The following is a 14,061-nucleotide window of genomic DNA, read 5'->3' on the forward strand; positions in this document are numbered from 1 at the left end:
TTAGCATAGCGCCATCCGGCATTTTTTTATGCGGCTTTTTTCTCTTTCGACGGTAAGAAGCCTTCGAGGACAATCAATGCCGCACCGATACAGATCGCCGTATCAGCAAGGTTGAATGTCGCGAAATGCCAGTCACCGACGTAAAAGTCAATCATATCAACCACGAAGCCGTGCCACAGGCGGTCGAACAGGTTGCCCAGCGCACCGCCAATGATTAACGCATACGCGATGTTGTTCAGCTTCTGCGTCGCCTTCGAGCGATACATCATCACCATCAGGATAACGCAGATACCAATGGCGATACCGGCAAAGAACCAACGTTGCCAGCCACCGCTGTCGGCTAAGAAGCTAAACGCCGCACCATAGTTACGCGCGTAGTGCAGATTAAGCGACGGGAACAGCGACACCGTATCCCCCAGAGCAAAGTTCTGGAGGATCAGGTATTTGCTGCCTAAATCGATAATCAGCACGACTACCACCAGCCACAGCCAGCGTAGTCCTGTTGAACAAAGAGGCTTACTCATCAGGCAAACTTACGTTGTTCGCCATCACCGGCGATGTTGCTGACACAGCGTCCGCAGATATCTGCATGTTCCGCCACCTGGCCGACATCGGTAGTGTAATGCCAGCAACGCGGACATTTCTCACCTTCGGCTTTGCTTAGTACGATTTTCAGACCTTTAAGCAGTTCGCTCTGCTGAGCGTCAGCAGGAGCTGCTGCATAATCCGCAACCGTCGCACCGGAGGTCAGCAGAACAAAGCGCAACTCTTCGCCCAGCGCGGTCAGTTTCGCCGCCAGTTCTGGTTCAGCGTACAGAGTAACCGCCGCTTCCAGCGAACCACCGACTTTCTTATCCGCACGCGCTTGCTCGATGACCTTGTTCACTTCGCCGCGCACTTTCAGCAACTCGTCCCAGTAGGCGTCATTCATCGCTTCGGTTTCGCCTAAGCCAAACAGACCTTCGTACCATTCACCGGTAAAGACGTACTTCTCACGATCGCCCGGCAGGTAACCCCAGATTTCATCAGCGGTGAAGGACATGATCGGCGCCATCCAGCGTACCAGCGCTTCTGCAATATGGAACAGCGCAGTCTGGCAACTACGACGCGCCACGCTGTCCGCTTTCGCGGTGTACTGACGGTCTTTGATGATGTCGAGGTAGAACGAACCCATTTCTACGGAGCAGAAGCGCATCAGGCGCTGTACTACTTCGTGGAAGTCATAGGCTTCATAAGCTTTCAGGATCTCTTCCTGCGCCGCTTGTGCACAACCTACCGCCCAGCGATCCAGCACCACCATCTCTTCCGGTTTCACCATATCTTTTACCGGATCGAACCCGTTCAGGTTCGCCAGCAGGAAGCGTGCGGTGTTACGGATACGACGATAGCTGTCGGCAGCACGTTTCAGGATTTCGTCAGAAACGGCCATTTCGCCGGTATAGTCGGTAGAAGCGACCCACAGACGCAGAATATCCGCGCCCAGTTTGTTCATTACGTCCTGCGGGCTTACGGTGTTACCGATAGACTTGGACATTTTACGACCCTGACCATCAACGGTGAAACCGTGGGTCAGTACCTGACGGTATGGCGCTTTGCCCTTCATTGCAGTGGAGATCATCAGAGAAGACATGAACCAGCCGCGGTGCTGGTCAGAACCTTCCAGATACATATCTGCCGCATGGCCTGCAAACTCAGGACGCACGTCCACAACGGAGGAGTGGGTTGAACCGGAGTCGAACCACACGTCCAGCGTATCCGGGACTTTGACATACTGGTCAGCTTCATCGCCAAGGATATCTTTCGGGTCGAGATCCCACCACGCCTGGATGCCGTCAACTTCAACGCGTTTGGCCACTTCTTCCATCAGTTCGATAGCACGCGGATGCAGCTCTTCGGTGTCTTTGTGAACAAACAGAGACATCGGCACACCCCACGTACGCTGACGGGAGATACACCAGTCAGGACGGTTGGCAACCATCGATTCAATACGTGCCTGACCCCAATCCGGGATCCATTGCACGCCTTTGATCTCTTTTAGCGACTGCGCGCGCAGACCTTTCTGATCCATGCTGACGAACCACTGCGGAGTCGCACGGAAGATGATCGGCGATTTGTGGCGCCAGCAGCACGGGTAGCTGTGCTGCATCTTCTCAACGTGCAGCAGAGCGCCTTTATCGCTCAGCAGCGCAACGATTTTGTCGTTGGCTTTAAAGACGTTCACACCGTCCAGATCCGGATAGGTACCCGCCAGATATGCGCCGTCCGGACCAACCGGGTTAGCGATTTCCAGACCGTATTTCTGGCTAATGACGTAGTCATCCGGACCGTGGCCGCCGGCGGTATGGACCGCACCGGTACCCGCATCCAGCGTAACGTGATCGCCAAGAATAGCCGGCACGTCAAAGCCCATAAACGGATGGGTAAAGCGCAGCAGTTCCAGCTCGGCGCCTTTTACGGTGCCCAGAATAGTGTATTCAGCCGCACCAATACGCTGCATGACGCTTTCAACCAGATCCTTCGCCAGAATCACAGCCTGCCCGTCAATCTGCACCAGCGCATAGTCAAAATCAGGCGCCAGAGAGATTGCGCGGTTCGCCGGTAACGTCCACGGGGTGGTAGTCCAGATAACCAGTGAGATCGGGCCATTGACGTCAGAAACGCCAAATTTCGCTTTTACCGCGTCCTGATCGGCGGCGTGGAACGCAACGTCGATGGACGGGGAGGTTTTGTCATAATACTCAACTTCCGCTTCCGCCAGCGCGGAACGGCAATCAACGCACCAGTGCACCGGCTTCGCACCTTTGTGCAGGTGACCGTTACCGATGATTTTACCCAGCGCACGAATGATGTTGGCTTCAGTTTTGAAGTCCATGGTCAGGTACGGATGCGACCAGTCGCCCAGCACGCCAAGACGGATAAAGTCTTTACGCTGACCGTCAACCTGCGTCGCTGCGTATTCACGGCATTTGGCGCGGAACTCAGCGGCGGTGAACTTCTCGCCCGGCTTGCCGTATTCCTGCTCTACTTTCAACTCGATAGGCAGACCGTGGCAGTCCCAGCCCGGAACGTAAGGCGAGTCGAATCCCGTGAGTCCTTTGGACTTCACGATAATGTCTTTCAGAATCTTGTTAACCGAGTGACCAATATGAATGCTGCCATTCGCATAAGGAGGGCCATCATGCAGAATGAAGGTTTTTTTGCCTTTTTTGGCCGCACGAATGATGCCGTACAGGTCATCATCAGTCCAACGCGCCAGCATTCCCGGTTCACGCTTGGCGAGATCGCCGCGCATCGGGAACCCTGTTTCCGGCAAATTCAGGGTTGATTTATAGTCACTCATCAGATTCTCGGTTCCGTATTTAAAACTCGTATAGGCATTAAGCCGGTTTTGTTAGCCCAAAAAATTCACGGGCAGTCAACTCATCACGCGCAATCTGCGCTTTTAGTTCATCCAGCGAGGCAAATCGCTGTTCGCTGCGTATTTTTTTACGCAGTACTACATCTATATGGCGACCATACAGGTCCATTACAACGTCCAATAGATGCACTTCCAACTGTTGGCGTACGCCTGCTACCGTCGGGCGTGTGCCGATGTTGGCGACGCCGGGGAAAGGTTTGTCACCCAGCCCCATTACTTCAACCGCATAAACCCCTTTCACCGGAGAAACCTGGCGACGAAGCGGTAAGTTTGCCGTCGGAAAACCGATAGTGCGCCCTAACTCGTCACCGTGAACTACGCGTCCTGAGATAGTAAAAGGATGCCCAAGCAGGCTTTCGGCCAGTTGCAGGTTATCTTCCGCCAGCGCCTGACGTACCGCGGTGCTGCTGATGCGCACACCGCCTTCACAGAAGGTTTGGGTGCTGGTGATATCAAAACCATACTCAGCGCCCGCTTCCTGTAATAACAAGAAATCGCCCGCACGGCTAGCGCCAAAGCGGAAATCATCACCAACGGCAAGAAATTGTACACCAAGGCGCTTCACCAGCAGATCGCTGATAAAGGTCTGCGCCGTTAATGCCGCGAAGCGCCTGTCAAAACGCACGCACAGCACGTAATCAACGCCGCACTCCGCCAGATAACGCAGTTTTTCCCGCAGACGGGTGAGGCGCGCAGGTGACTTGTCCGTCGCAAACAGCTCCAGCGGCTGCGGCTCGAAAATCATCACCATCACCGGTAAATTGCGTTTGCGCCCTTCTTCCCGTAAGCCCTGCAGCAACGCACGATGGCCACGGTGCACGCCGTCGAAATTACCAATAGTCAGCACACACCCATGCGGGGCCTGACTGAGATTATGTATGCCTCGTATCAGCTTCATGTCTGGCTCAAAACAGTGAAAATCGTGAAAGTATACCTTGTACCGCGTTCAACGTTAACCGGCGATTGTTTCTACGAAACAGAAAGAGGATGGTTTTCATCGTTATGAAACAAATTGACGCCCTTCACGGGCACACCAATGCAATTTTTCTCGTGGAAAGGCTGTATTCACGCCCCGCAAGCTGGTAGAATCCTGCGCCATCACTACGCAACGAGTGCTGCAATTTAAACGGCGCTTATTTGCACAAATCCATTGACAAAAGAAGGCTAAAAGGGCATATTCCTCGGCCTTTGAATTGTCCATATAGAACACATTTGGGAGTTGGACCTTGGCTAATATCAAATCAGCTAAGAAGCGCGCCGTTCAGTCTGAAAAGGCCCGCAAGCACAACGCTAGCCGTCGCTCTATGATGCGTACTTTCATCAAGAAAGTATACGCAGCTATCGAAGCTGGCGACAAAGCTACTGCACTGAAAGCATTTAACGAAATGCAACCGATCGTGGACCGTCAGGCTGCTAAAGGTCTGATCCACAAAAACAAAGCTGCACGTCATAAAGCAAACCTGACTGCACAGATCAACAAACTGGCTTAATCGCCTGCTTGTTGTTGCTTTGTGAAAAAACCGCGCAAGCGTAGCATAATAAGCCCCATCATTTTTGATGGGGCTTTTTCATACTTTCAACCTGTCGCTATGCGATACAACCTGGGCTGAACCCGAATCTCTTTCCTCTTTTCGGCACTCAATACCTTCTGAATGTCTCTCAGGTCCTTCGCTCCACAGATAAAGCCAGTATCAGAAAGCATAAACTCTCCACGGAACTTGTTATCTGGTTATCTGGTTATCTGGTTAATTATCGGAATGGGCTTCATTGTGATCTCTACATCAACGATGCGGTGACAAAACTCGAGTTTGTTCTGGGTGGCTCTCTGGCTGTCAACTCTATTAATAAGACCTGCTGGAAATTCCGTGATGAACCGCTTGAGGCATTATTTCATCTAACCGACTCATCACTGGACGCATCATCTTGCCGAACGACGGTTAACCGAGCTTTTCGGTGGCAAGATGCCGCTCTCACCTTATCCACCAAACGCATAATAAACTTAAGTTGCATTACGTAACGAAAAATATCATGAAGTCACTTTTTTACATATATATTCATGATTTTTGCAATTTTCGCTTGTATCATACTTATTACACTGACACAGGATAAATCCTTTTTGTCCATGACTATCTTTTCCCGTTTCAGGATTTAAATACAGGTTTTTCCCGCCATTATGAAGACGTAACTCTTCCCTGTAGAAAAACACTGTCAGGAGTACTAATACTGTAGTCAATACAAATGTCAGGAACGCTAAAATAACCCTCGCCTTATGCAGGGAGAGATTAACGGCAACGTCTGTTTTTTTGCCTTCGGTTTTTTTCTGAATTTCATAATGGGCACTGAGAATATCAGTGTCAGAAGGGCAGGAAAATACCTCAGTGGCAGCAGGTTCATTTTTTTCAGCGCCTAATTCAGCAACCGGTGTAACGCTATAGGCCGGATTGATCTGGTAGCCCAGTCGGGGATGGGTAACGATTAAATCCGTCATCTCTATATCCCGCAAATCCCGCCGCAAGGCATAAATCGTCTGCAATAACGTACTATCGCTGGCGAATAAACCAAATTGTCCCCATACCTCATCGCAAATTTGCTTTTTTGTCGTTATATCTTGTTGGGTATGTGAGATGAGACACTTCAAACAGCGACCTTTCACGCCGGATAAATGAATACTTTCCCCATCCTTAAGATGATGAAGAACCATTTCACTTGTATCAAACAATAAATCATTTCCAATCATGAATGATGTAACCATTTGAAAATCCATTAACTATTGAGATGCGTTATTTTAGTACCAAAAATAATCATCTAACTGAGAGAATTGTCAAACCTGATGTAAAAAACCATAAAAAAATCTAAAAACAAGAAGGCAATGTCATAAAATGTAATATAAATTTACTTATTCAATCCAAAATAATAATTCACCTGATACACAATATTTATTTACTTATCTATGTTTTTTACACGATTGAGACAGCCGAAAATGTCCCCCTTTACAGGGGGACATGAGCGCTTACTTCGTAATACCTTTAAAATAGAACGGTCTCATATCAACAGTTTGCCGCGTCATTTCGCAGCCCAGCCCTTCGCGAGCCGCATTCACCAGCGGACCGCGATCCAAATCCGCCGTCCAGGTAAACAGGCCACCCAGGCCGCGGGATTTTACGTACTCGGCTTTGGCCTTCACGGTGCGCGGGGTATCCAGCGACATAAAGACTTTAGACTGTGGGTTATACAGGAAATCCGCATCCGCCACTTCATCGGTGTAAACAATAAAATTATTGCGACCGGTCTGGTTTTCCAGATCAAGATAATTTGCGATATGGTCGTACCATTCCGTTGAGCCGGATTCAAATGTTCCGACCGTCGTGCCGTATCCTGGCGTGTAAGTTCCTTTCAGCGGAGATACGCTCTGGATCGTCGCATCATGAGCATTACGGCTATAACCGGCATAACCGATAAAGACCTGTTTAAGCGGCACCCCAATCGACTCCAGATAATTAACGGCGGTCTCTACGCTCCAGTTATTCGCTCTGCCATTCGGGTAGAGATTGGTATGATGCGCCAGCTCGGTAGCCCACGGCGTACCAAAGAAGTCGTAGGTCATTAAATTAATGCCCCAGACCCCCGCATCAATGAGCGCTGGAATATTGGCTTTTTTCAGTTTCTCGATGTCACCAGCCGCGGCAACGCTAATTTTCACATCACTGCGATTGATTTTATTCAACGCGGCTTTCACATCCTTAATCAAGGCAGCAAAATTTGGTGCGTCAGTATCATCGTAGGTATTACCGGTATTTCCCGGTGCCCCCGGATATTCCCAATCCAGATCGATTTCGCTAAACATCGGGAATCGGGTGAACAGATCGGTCAGGCCGTCGCAGAATAGCGCGCGTTTATGTGGATCTTTAGCCATAAAGTGGAACGCCTGGCTCATGGTCCAGCCGCCGATACTCATTGAAAGATGGAGATTCGGGTTCTTTTTCTGTACATCGCGTAACCCCCCCCAGAACGCCCTGTGCATCGTACTGATGGAAAAGCGCCATGTAATCATTGCTTACCCAGCCCGCAAAGCCGCAGTTGCGATAGGAGGCAACATCTCCCCACGCATCGACAAAAGTGGGTTGCCATTGCGTACGCTGGAAGTCGACTGCGGCATTGTTGATGGTCGTCGCTTTCTCGCCGGTATCGCCGACAATCCCGCAGAAACCCAGCGTAATTTTATCGTAAGCAAAGGGGTCTAATAACGCCAGGTCAACACCGCGCCCACAGCTGGAAGGCGCGAAATCACCATCGAGACGGCCGTCATATTGCGACCAGTCAGTCCAGTAACCGGACACTTTAAACTCGTTGGGCTTGTACTCGTTATAGGCTACCTTCGCAACACGCGCCGATGTATAGCTAAACTCATTGGTTTCCGTGGCCGCCACAAATCCGTTCTGCTCGTACTCTTTTGTACTGAGCGAATCATTTTGTACCAGTTTGCTGTTAGTCATAATGCTTACCTCGTTAATGAGTCATAGAAGAAATAGTGTGTCCCATCCGTCCGGTGGGACACCTATGTAATGCTCCCATTATGCGAGGGGTGCTAATCACAAACGCTTTGAAACCATGAGATATCGATTTGATGAGATCTCATTTTCTGTATAAAACAGGTTATGAGATAGGGTAAGAAGCGAGCTGGAGGGTCTCAGAAAATCTCTTTCTGTTTGATTTGCTACATCTTTTGCGTCGGTGCATCCACTTTGCTCAGCACTCACCAGTGACCCTGCCACAAGGTGGCAGGGTGCAGTGTACCGACTGGCCGAGTAACCCCCCCACAATATGAAGTATGACGAGTGCGCCTTGATTATTTACCCGCAGAAATAAATAGTGCCGAGTAATCAGTATTGCAAATACGCTGCACCGCTGGATGCTGGATCATTCTTTCCGCAAATATGGCGTGATACTCCTCCATCACATTCTCTACGCGTCCAATTTCAACAATTGAATCATCGGCATAGAAATTGTGGGAATAAAGCGTAGGCGCAACAAAAATAGCGTTATGCGTTGCGCCGAACGCTTTCATCAGCGCGGCATCATCAAACTCGCCAAGGATTTCAACGTTCAGCCCTTGTGAGTTAATCCAGTTCAACAGCTTACGCCCGAGCATCGAACGGCGCCCTGGGATCAGCAATCGACGCTCTTCGAGGCAGGCCGGAAATGGTTTCTCAGGCAATGGCTGGGTGCACCAAAAGCTCACGCTGCATTCGCCAATCCGCACTGAGAACAACCCTTCCTGCTGCGTAGAATCGATCGGGCAGTCGGAGATAATCATATCCAGTTTATGCTGGCTGAGCTGATCCAGCAGCATCTCGTGCGTTGATTCAAAACAACGCAGATGGATTTGTTCATCTTCAACGACTGCAGCATTCAGCACGCTGCTAACCAGCTGTTTGGACAACGCATCCGCCACGCCGACATCGAACAGTAAATTCGACTCTTTGCGATAGTTCACGATATCCAGCATTTCCTGGCTTAACGTGAACATCTTATCCGCATAACGAAAAACCAATTCGCCTAATTCGCTGGGCTCCAGTCCACGCCCCTTCCGCTTGAACAACTTTCCCTGTAAGCGTTCCTCAAGCGCTTTAATCTGCCCGGTAATGGTCTGCGGTGTCAGATAAAGCGCCTCTGCTGCACCAACCACCGATCCTTCTTTATATACATGCCAAAAGTAGTACAGGTGGTTGTAGTTTATATGAGACATACTCTCTCCCTGAAAATTGTCACGAAAGGGTTATCCCGTCAGGCTGCTGCGTTCAACCGGGTGCGTAACCAGTAGTAACCTATTACCGCCGATAGCAAAGAACCGATCAGGATCCCCAGTTTCGCCCAGTTAATCAGCTCAGGATCGACGGTCCCAAACGCCAGGCTGGCGATGAAAATCGACATCGTAAAGCCAATGCCGCACAGAATACCGACCGCCATAATTTGCTGGAAATTCGTTCCCTCCGGCAATTGCGCCATCCTGAAGCGTAACGCCAGCCAGCAAAAGAGGCTTATACCCAGTGGTTTCCCGATTAACAGGCCAGCAATGATCCCCAGCGGTAACACCGAGGTCAGTCCATCAATGGTGACGCCCTGCAGTGAGACACCCGCGTTAGCGAAGGCAAACAACGGTAGGATCAGATATGCCACCCACGGGTGCAGAACATGCTCCAGACGCTTCGCCGGTGAACGCCCGTGTTTTTCCTTCAACGGAATGAAGAAACCGACGATCACGCCCGCCAGAGTTGCATGCACGCCAGACTTCAGTACGGCCGTCCACAGCACTACGCCAACCAGAATATAAATACCGGTACGTCTTACACCGCACAGATTCAATGCTGCCAGGACAAGGATCGCGCACGCGGCAACGCCCAGCGACAGCAGCGAGAGATCGCTGGTGTAGAACAACGCGATGATCACAATAGCGCCGAGGTCATCGATTATCGCCAGCGCCATCAGGAAGATTTTCAACGCCAGTGGGACACGGCTGCCCAACAGCGCCAGCACGCCTAATGCAAAAGCGATATCCGTCGCCGCCGGGATCGCCCAACCCTCACGGGTGATAGGGTCAGCATAGTTGAATGCCAGATACAGCAGCGCCGGGACAATCATGCCCCCGATAGCGGCAATGATCGGAAACGCCGCCTGGCGCAGACTGGCCAGCGAACCTTGCATTAACTCGCGCTTCACTTCCAAACCGATCAACAGGAAGAATACCGCCATCAACGCGTCATTGATCCACAGCAGCATATTTTTGTTGATCTCAAGCGCGCCAACCCGCAGTTGAACGGGCGTTTCCAGAAAGGCGTGGTACCATCCACTGGTAACCCCGATATTTGCCATCAGCATAGCAACCACGGCAGCGATGATCAGAATGATGCCCCCCGAGGCGTCACTACTAAAAAAACGATGCAGATGTTTCACTTTTATTCTCTCTATTGGGTGAATACTTCGTAAATACTATCTTACACCTTCAGAAAGCTCGTTAAAATTAGATTATTCATGATGAATAGATCGGTTTTAACGATCTATTCAAATAAAGTCGTTCAGGATTTTCCGAACGGAAAACAGAAATAAAAAAGCCTGAAACTTTTCAGTCCCAGGCTTTTTATCAAAGATTATTGAGTCGAGAATTAGCGCGTCAAATCGTCAAAAAATTTCTTCACACCGTCGAAGAAGCTTTTAGAGCGCGGACTGTTTTGCTCGCCGGTCGGGCCGCCAAAGCTGTCCTGCAAATCTTTCAGCAACTGCTTCTGCTTGTCGTTGAGGCCTACCGGGGTTTCAACCACCACACGGCACAGCAGATCGCCCTGTGCGCCGCCGCGTACTGACTTAACGCCTTTACCACGCATGCGGAACAGTTTGCCGGTCTGCGTTTCGCCCGGGATTTTTAACTTCACGCGACCATCCAGCGTCGGCACTTCAATCTCGCCGCCCAGCGCTGCCATCGCAAAGTTAATCGGCACTTCGCAGTACAGGTTATTGCCTTCACGTTCGAAAATTGGGTGCTGTTTTACCTGCACCTGAACGTACAAATCGCCTGCTGGCGCGCCATGTTCACCGGCTTCACCTTCACCCGCTAAACGAATACGGTCGCCAGTATCAACCCCAGCCGGGATCTTAACGGACAGCGTTTTGCTCTTCTCAACGCGACCATGACCATGGCATTTGTTGCACGGGTCTTTAATCAACGTACCGCGGCCCTGACAGTGTGGACAGGTCTGCTGTACGGCAAAAAAGCCCTGACGCATCTGCACCTGACCAGAACCGTGACAGGTTGGACAGGTCTGGGGTTGCGTGCCCGCCTTCGCACCGCTGCCGTGGCAAACATCACACTCTTCCAGCGTCGGAATACGGATCTCTTTGGTGACGCCACGCACGGCTTCTTCCAGAGTGAGATCCATGTTGTAACGTAAATCAGCACCACGTGAGGCGCGCTGACGACCGCGACCGCCGCCAAAGATATCGCCAAACACGTCACCAAAGATATCGCTGAAGTCGGCCCCGCCGCCAAAACCGCCGCCGCCGCCCATACCGCCTTGCTCAAACGCTGCATGGCCGTACTGATCATAAGCCGCACGTTTTTGCGCATCGGTGAGGATCTCGTACGCTTCTTTGATCTCTTTAAACTTGGCTTCGGCCTCTTTATCACCCTGGTTGCGGTCCGGGTGATATTTCATGGCCAGGCGCTTGTAGGCCTTTTTGATTTCACGCTCTTCCGCTGATTTGGAAACGCCTAAAATCTCGTAATAGTCTTGCTTAGCCATCTCTTTTTATCTGCCCCTAACATGCGTGCACGGGCGGAGAGGAAACCTCTTCGCCCGTGCCAGTAATTACCCGTTCAAAGGGCGATTATTTTTTGTCTTTCACTTCTTCAAACTCAGCGTCGACAACGTCGTCATCTTTCGCGTTGTTTGCAGAAGCATCAGCACCTGCTGCGCCAGCCTGCTGCTGTGCGTGCTGCTGCTGAGCGATTTCCATCAGTTTCTGGGAAACCTGTGCCAGCGCCTGCATTTTCGCTTCGATATCCGCTTTGTCTTCGCCTTTCAGAGAAGTTTCCAGCGCGGTCAGTGCAGACTCGATGGCAGTTTTGTCATCAGCCGGCAGTTTGTCGCCTGCTTCTTCAACCTGCTTGCGAGTGCTGTGCAGCAGATGGTCACCCTGGTTACGGGTCTGAACCAGCTCTTCAAACTTACGGTCAGATTCTGCGTTCGCTTCTGCTTCGCGAACCATTTTCTGAATTTCTTCTTCGTTCAGACCAGAAGAAGCCTTGATGGTGATCTTCTGCTCTTTACCGCTATTTTTGTCTTTCGCGGAAACGTGCAGGATACCGTCGGCATCGATGTCAAAAGTAACTTCGATCTGCGGCATACCGCGCGGAGCCGGGCTGATGCCATCCAGGTTAAATTGACCCAGATCTTTGTTATCAGCGGCACGTTTACGTTCACCCTGCAGCACATGGATGGTTACCGCAGACTGGTTGTCTTCAGCAGTAGAGAACACCTGGCTGTGCTTGGTCGGGATAGTGGTGTTTTTCGCGATCAGTGCAGTCATCACGCCGCCCATGGTTTCGATACCCAGAGACAGCGGGGTAACGTCCAGCAGCAGCACGTCTTTCACATCACCGGTCAATACACCACCCTGAACGGCAGCACCGATTGCCACAGCTTCGTCCGGGTTAACGTCTTTACGCGGCTCTTTACCGAAGAACTCAGCAACTTTCTTCTGTACCATCGGCATACGAGTCTGACCACCGACCAGGATAACGTCCTGAACGTCGGAAACAGACAGACCAGCATCCTGCAGAGCAACTTTCAGCGGCTCGATAGAACGGTTAACCAGGTCTTCAACCAGGCTTTCCAGTTTCGCACGGGTCACCTTGATGTTCATGTGTTTCGGACCAGTCGCGTCTGCAGTGATGTACGGCAGGTTCACGTCGGTCTGCTGAGCGGAAGACAGTTCGATCTTCGCTTTCTCAGCGGCTTCTTTCAGACGCTGCATCGCCAGCGGGTCGTTACGCAGGTCGATACCCTGATCTTTCTTAAATTCGTCAACCAGGTAGTTGATCATACGGCTATCGAAGTCTTCACCACCCAGGTGGGTATCACCGTTGGTTGCCAGAACTTCGAAGGTTTTTTCACCGTCAACTTCGTCGATTTCGATAATAGAGATATCGAAAGTACCACCACCCAAGTCATAAACCGCGATAGTACGGTTGCCGACTTCTTTATCCAGACCGTAAGCCAGTGCAGCTGCGGTTGGTTCGTTGATGATACGTTTTACTTCCAGACCTGCGATACGGCCGGCGTCTTTGGTTGCCTGACGCTGAGCATCGTTAAAATATGCAGGTACGGTGATAACTGCTTCAGTTACCGGTTCACCCAGGTAATCTTCAGCCGTTTTCTTCATTTTTTTCAGCACTTCAGCAGAAATCTGCGGCGGTGCCATTTTCTGACCTTTTACGTCAATCCATGCATCACCGTTGTCAGCACCGATGATTTTGTACGGCATGATGGCTTCATCACGCTGCACTTCTTCGTCCTGGAAGCGGCGGCCAATCAGGCGTTTAATCGCAAACAGGGTGTTTTGCGGGTTTGTCACTGCCTGACGTTTAGCCGGCTGACCAACCAGAGTTTCACCATCCTGGGTATAAGCAATGATAGAAGGCGTGGTGCGATCGCCCTCGGCGTTCTCCAGCACACGTGCAGTAGTGCCATCCATAATCGCTACACAAGAGTTGGTAGTACCCAGGTCGATACCAATAATTTTACCCATCTAAACGTCTCCACTAAAAATTCGGTCATCATGTGGTTGTGAATCTGTAATAAGGGCGAAACGTGCGGTTTCAACTACCCTGAATCGTTTTTTTTCAGACTCACCACTGCGGTTGTCTACAAGATGGGGTCGTAACCCACGTCATCAAGGGGGGCATGAAAAATTTTTTTAGCCTTGTGGCAATAAATTCGCAGAAAAAAGGCAAAAAGAGATAAAAATGAATAGTCGCCAACCAGAATTAATTCATACAACCAATTAAATCAGGAAAGCCATTCACATGAAAATTGCAATAAAAAGAAAAGATTACGAGCATGAATCGTTTTTATGACGACGGTAATATG

11 protein-coding genes and 1 pseudogene are annotated in these 14,061 nt (G+C 50.6%); 1 reads left to right on the top strand and 11 read right to left on the bottom strand.

The window, feature by feature from the left end; translation table 11 throughout:
• Positions 1–26 precede the first annotated feature (26 nt).
• The 4 genes and pseudogenes from lspA to O6D90_RS19825 all read right to left on the bottom strand — a co-directional run bounded on the left by lspA (position 27) and on the right by O6D90_RS19825 (position 4,539).
• Positions 27–524 (bottom strand): signal peptidase II, encoded by a 498-nt coding sequence (gene lspA / locus O6D90_RS19810; RefSeq protein ID WP_003018932.1) that lies wholly within the window; start codon positions 522–524, stop codon positions 27–29.
• Positions 524–3,340: an isoleucine--tRNA ligase gene (ileS, locus tag O6D90_RS19815; RefSeq protein WP_016155657.1), complete on the bottom strand. Its 2,817-nt coding sequence runs from the start codon at positions 3,338–3,340 to the stop codon at positions 524–526. Before ileS ends, lspA begins: the two co-directional genes overlap by 1 nt.
• A 37-nt stretch (positions 3,341–3,377) precedes the next feature.
• Positions 3,378–4,316, bottom strand: coding sequence for a bifunctional riboflavin kinase/FAD synthetase (gene ribF / locus O6D90_RS19820; RefSeq protein ID WP_016155656.1), 939 nt, complete (start codon positions 4,314–4,316; stop codon positions 3,378–3,380).
• 7 nt (positions 4,317–4,323) lie between these two features.
• A pseudogene (locus O6D90_RS19825) lies at positions 4,324–4,539 on the bottom strand (DUF2575 domain-containing protein).
• Positions 4,540–4,644: 105 nt separating this feature from the next.
• On the opposite strand from O6D90_RS19825, the gene rpsT reads away from it, so the two are divergent.
• Entirely contained in the window at positions 4,645–4,908 is a 264-nt protein-coding gene (gene rpsT / locus O6D90_RS19830) for a 30S ribosomal protein S20 (RefSeq protein ID WP_003018940.1), read from the top strand.
• Positions 4,909–5,444: 536 nt separating this feature from the next.
• Here the strand turns inward: rpsT and O6D90_RS19835 are convergent.
• The 7 genes from O6D90_RS19835 to dnaK all read right to left on the bottom strand — a co-directional run bounded on the left by O6D90_RS19835 (position 5,445) and on the right by dnaK (position 13,720).
• On the bottom strand, positions 5,445–6,170 hold the full coding sequence (locus tag O6D90_RS19835) for a winged helix-turn-helix domain-containing protein (RefSeq protein WP_016155655.1): 726 nt from the start codon (positions 6,168–6,170) through the stop codon (positions 5,445–5,447).
• A gap of 258 nt (positions 6,171–6,428) precedes the next feature.
• Positions 6,429–7,439, bottom strand: coding sequence for a glycosyl hydrolase family 18 protein (locus O6D90_RS19840; protein ID WP_071600285.1), 1,011 nt, complete (start codon positions 7,437–7,439; stop codon positions 6,429–6,431).
• Positions 7,324–7,911, bottom strand: a complete 588-nt coding sequence (locus tag O6D90_RS19845; RefSeq protein WP_016155653.1) for a hypothetical protein — start codon at positions 7,909–7,911, stop codon at positions 7,324–7,326. Before O6D90_RS19845 ends, O6D90_RS19840 begins: the two co-directional genes overlap by 116 nt.
• A 353-nt stretch (positions 7,912–8,264) precedes the next feature.
• The gene (gene nhaR / locus O6D90_RS19850; RefSeq protein ID WP_016155652.1) at positions 8,265–9,164 is read right to left on the bottom strand and encodes a transcriptional activator NhaR; all 900 of its coding nucleotides are present in this window, start codon (positions 9,162–9,164) and stop codon (positions 8,265–8,267) included.
• Positions 9,165–9,202: 38 nt separating this feature from the next.
• Positions 9,203–10,369, bottom strand: coding sequence for a Na+/H+ antiporter NhaA (nhaA, locus tag O6D90_RS19855; RefSeq protein WP_016155651.1), 1,167 nt, complete (start codon positions 10,367–10,369; stop codon positions 9,203–9,205).
• A gap of 209 nt (positions 10,370–10,578) precedes the next feature.
• The gene (gene dnaJ / locus O6D90_RS19860; RefSeq protein ID WP_008786151.1) at positions 10,579–11,712 is read right to left on the bottom strand and encodes a molecular chaperone DnaJ; all 1,134 of its coding nucleotides are present in this window, start codon (positions 11,710–11,712) and stop codon (positions 10,579–10,581) included.
• Positions 11,713–11,797: 85 nt separating this feature from the next.
• A complete protein-coding gene (dnaK, locus tag O6D90_RS19865) occupies positions 11,798–13,720 on the bottom strand; it encodes a molecular chaperone DnaK (RefSeq protein WP_016151634.1) in 1,923 nt (640 codons plus the stop codon).
• Between the last annotated feature and the right edge of the window lie 341 nt (positions 13,721–14,061).

The organism is Citrobacter sp. 21OH12SH02A-Citro (assembly GCF_027919895.1).
GTDB lineage: Bacteria > Pseudomonadota > Gammaproteobacteria > Enterobacterales > Enterobacteriaceae > Citrobacter > Citrobacter braakii.

Coding starts and splice junctions, on each gene's coding strand:
- lspA (WP_003018932.1), bottom strand. CDS start 524: ATGAGTAAGCCTCTTTGTTCAACAGGACTACGCTGGCTGTGGCTGGTG.
- ileS (WP_016155657.1), bottom strand. CDS start 3,340: ATGAGTGACTATAAATCAACCCTGAATTTGCCGGAAACAGGGTTCCCG.
- ribF (WP_016155656.1), bottom strand. CDS start 4,316: ATGAAGCTGATACGAGGCATACATAATCTCAGTCAGGCCCCGCATGGG.
- O6D90_RS19835 (WP_016155655.1), bottom strand. CDS start 6,170: ATGGTTACATCATTCATGATTGGAAATGATTTATTGTTTGATACAAGT.
- O6D90_RS19840 (WP_071600285.1), bottom strand. CDS start 7,439: ATGCACAGGGCGTTCTGGGGGGGGTTACGCGATGTACAGAAAAAGAAC.
- O6D90_RS19845 (WP_016155653.1), bottom strand. CDS start 7,911: ATGACTAACAGCAAACTGGTACAAAATGATTCGCTCAGTACAAAAGAG.
- nhaR (WP_016155652.1), bottom strand. CDS start 9,164: ATGTCTCATATAAACTACAACCACCTGTACTACTTTTGGCATGTATAT.
- dnaJ (WP_008786151.1), bottom strand. CDS start 11,712: ATGGCTAAGCAAGACTATTACGAGATTTTAGGCGTTTCCAAATCAGCG.
- dnaK (WP_016151634.1), bottom strand. CDS start 13,720: ATGGGTAAAATTATTGGTATCGACCTGGGTACTACCAACTCTTGTGTA.